This window comes from Caballeronia sp. BR00000012568055 (genome assembly GCF_029439455.1).
GTDB lineage: Bacteria > Pseudomonadota > Gammaproteobacteria > Burkholderiales > Burkholderiaceae > Caballeronia.
Map to the genome: position 1 here is coordinate 1 of NZ_JAQFVG010000078.1, position 2,451 is coordinate 2,451.

General features: G+C 60.4%; 1 protein-coding gene and 2 pseudogenes. 1 reads left to right on the plus strand and 2 read right to left on the minus strand.

Features of this window, described 5'->3' with window-relative positions; all coding sequences use genetic code 11:
- Together P7F28_RS05765 and P7F28_RS05770 are read right to left on the minus strand one after the other, a co-directional pair.
- A pseudogene (locus P7F28_RS05765) lies at positions 1-290 on the minus strand (glycosyltransferase family 1 protein); the annotation flags it as partial.
- Positions 290-1,537, minus strand: a complete 1,248-nt coding sequence (locus P7F28_RS05770) for an oligosaccharide flippase family protein (protein WP_277183531.1) — start codon at positions 1,535-1,537, stop codon at positions 290-292. The gene P7F28_RS05770 and the pseudogene P7F28_RS05765, both read right to left, overlap by 1 nt.
- Positions 1,538-1,936: 399 nt before the next feature.
- On the opposite strand from P7F28_RS05770, the pseudogene P7F28_RS05775 reads away from it, so the two are divergent.
- Positions 1,937-2,451 (plus strand): annotated as a pseudogene (locus P7F28_RS05775) (group 1 glycosyl transferase); the annotation flags it as partial.

Genomic DNA, 2,451 nt, shown 5'->3' on the forward strand with positions numbered 1-2,451 from the left:
TAGAATGCCGGAATAGTGGCGTGCGCGAACAGCACGTCGGCGTTGTATCGGCGGATCGTGGAATAGAGCTTGAGCAGCTTGCCGACACGGCCGTACGGACGCTCGGGAAACAAACACTCGACACCGTTCGCCAGGAGTTCCGCCTGAAGCGCGGTGAAGTCGTCGTGAGCCGGCGTCAGCGAGGCCACCGCAACGGTTTCGCCACTCTTTTGCTGATGGATCGCCAGGTCCTTCGCCAGCACTTCCGCGCCCGACAGACGCGGCGCAAGCACGAGGTGGACGATACGCATTAGGCCTCCCTCACGATACGGAACAGCATCCAGCCAGCCGCCGAGGCGAGCCCCGCCGTCATCGCCCAGGCGATGCCCGTCACGCCCCAGTAATGCGTCGCGAACGGCACCGTGATACACAGCACGATCGCCTGAATGATCGATGCATGCGTCGCCACCTTAGGCAGACCGACCGCTCGCAGCCACGACACCAGCACCGCGATGATCGCGCCGATCGCCATGTTGATGACGAAGATCTTGAACAGCGGCACCGCCGACAACCACGCGGGCCCAAGCACGATATTGAAGAGCGGCTCGGCCAGCAACCGCAGCGCGATCACCACGACCGTGAGGCCGACCACCGCAATCATCATCCAGCGGCGGAACATCTTCTGTGCGGCCTGCGTATCGCGCCGGTGATGATCGGCGAAGGTCGGAAACAGATACTGCGACATGGCGATGGCCGCATCCGCGAGCAACATCTGCGCGAGCTTCGACGACATCTGATAGGCGCCGAGTTGCAGCGGCCCGAGCAGCTTGGCGACCACGACTTTATCGAACTGATTGAGCAAAAGATTGACGACGCTGCCTGCCCAGATCCAGCGGCTGAAGTTCACGTAATGCGAGATGCCGTGAAACGAGAACCGGATCGGCGGACGCGGCGACATGGTGGCCCACGTCAACGTGGTCTTGAGCATTTCACCGGCAACGAGACCGATCAGCACCGAATATGCGCCCGCACCGGACAGCGCGCAGATCAGCCCGACCGCGCAATCCGTGAACGACGCCGATGTCTCCACGCCCGCAAGCTTCTGAAAGCCGCGTTGCCGCGTCACGATGAAGTAAGCCGGAGACGCAATGCCGCGCAGAATCGGCAGCACGGCGGCGAGCAGAATCAGGCCGATGGAGCCGGTCATATGGAACTGGCTCGTCATGAACGGCGCAAGCGCGGCGATCAGAATGCCGATCAGCACGCCGCGCATGGCGAGCGTGGACCAGACGGCGCCGAGTTCACTGTGTGTGGGCGCGTCCTTGTGCTGCACGACGGCTTGCGCGAGACCCGTATCGGACAAAGATTCGGCGATCGCCACCGCGAGCAGCGCGATACTCACCGCGCCGATCGCTTCAGGACCGAGAATCCGCCCGATGGCGAGAAATTTGACCGCAACGAAGCCGCGCACGACGACTTGTTGCAGGAGCACCCAGAAGGCCGCGTCCTGCTCGAAGCGAGCGCGCGCCGGAATGAAAGGTAACCGGACAGATCTCACTCAAATTTCCCCGCGCTGCTGTTGTTCATTGGAATTCGTCACGCTGCGACCGGATTCAATTTATGGATTAAGCGCGCGCCTCACCGTGCGCAGCCGCTTATATGCCCGACATTCACACGACGAATGCACGTGCTCGCATAGCGCGAGCCGACAGTGGCAAAAGTAACGTGCGAACGCCCGTGTCGGACGCCAACGCGTAGTCTAAATCGGCCCTAAATGAGTATCGATGCGGGTTGACGGCATGCTTTACGTGCGTTCTCGCACGCGCCGTTGCGCGGAAAAACGCTCAAATATGGCCGTCGAATACGTAATGCCGATGCTACTGTTCATTCGTCGGCACAATGACCGCGGATACTCCGTTCGCGTGCGATACGTGCGCAATCGAAACCTCTCTACAACATGGCGAACGATACCGTCCTCATCATCGAACCGAATTTCAGCGGGCACCGCTGGCGCTATGCCGAGTGGGCCGCGAATGCGTATATGGAAGCGGGTTATCGTTGCGTGATCGTGACGGAACCGTGCAACGCGCAGCATTCGCTCGTGAAGAAAATTCAGGAGTCGGATGGAAAGAATCTCGACATTCAGTTCGTCGAGGCGCACTCGGGCGGTAAGCCGAGTTATGTGCGGTTTCATCGGCAGTTCAAGGAGTATTTCGACGCAGCGTGTCGTGACCGTTCTGTTGCGCTCGTTGTCGTTCCTTACGTCGATTACTTTCTGCTTGCTTTGCCGTTCCTGCGCTCGCCGTTTGGTGCGACGCCTTGGGTTGGCATTACGATGCGCTCGAATTTCCACCATCACCTCGTTGGTGTGCGTGCGCCGCGTCGTCCGATGATCAATGCGGTGAAGTCGCAGCTCTTCGCGCGTGCCATTCGCGTGGGTGGCATGAAGACGCTGCTGACTATCGATCCGAC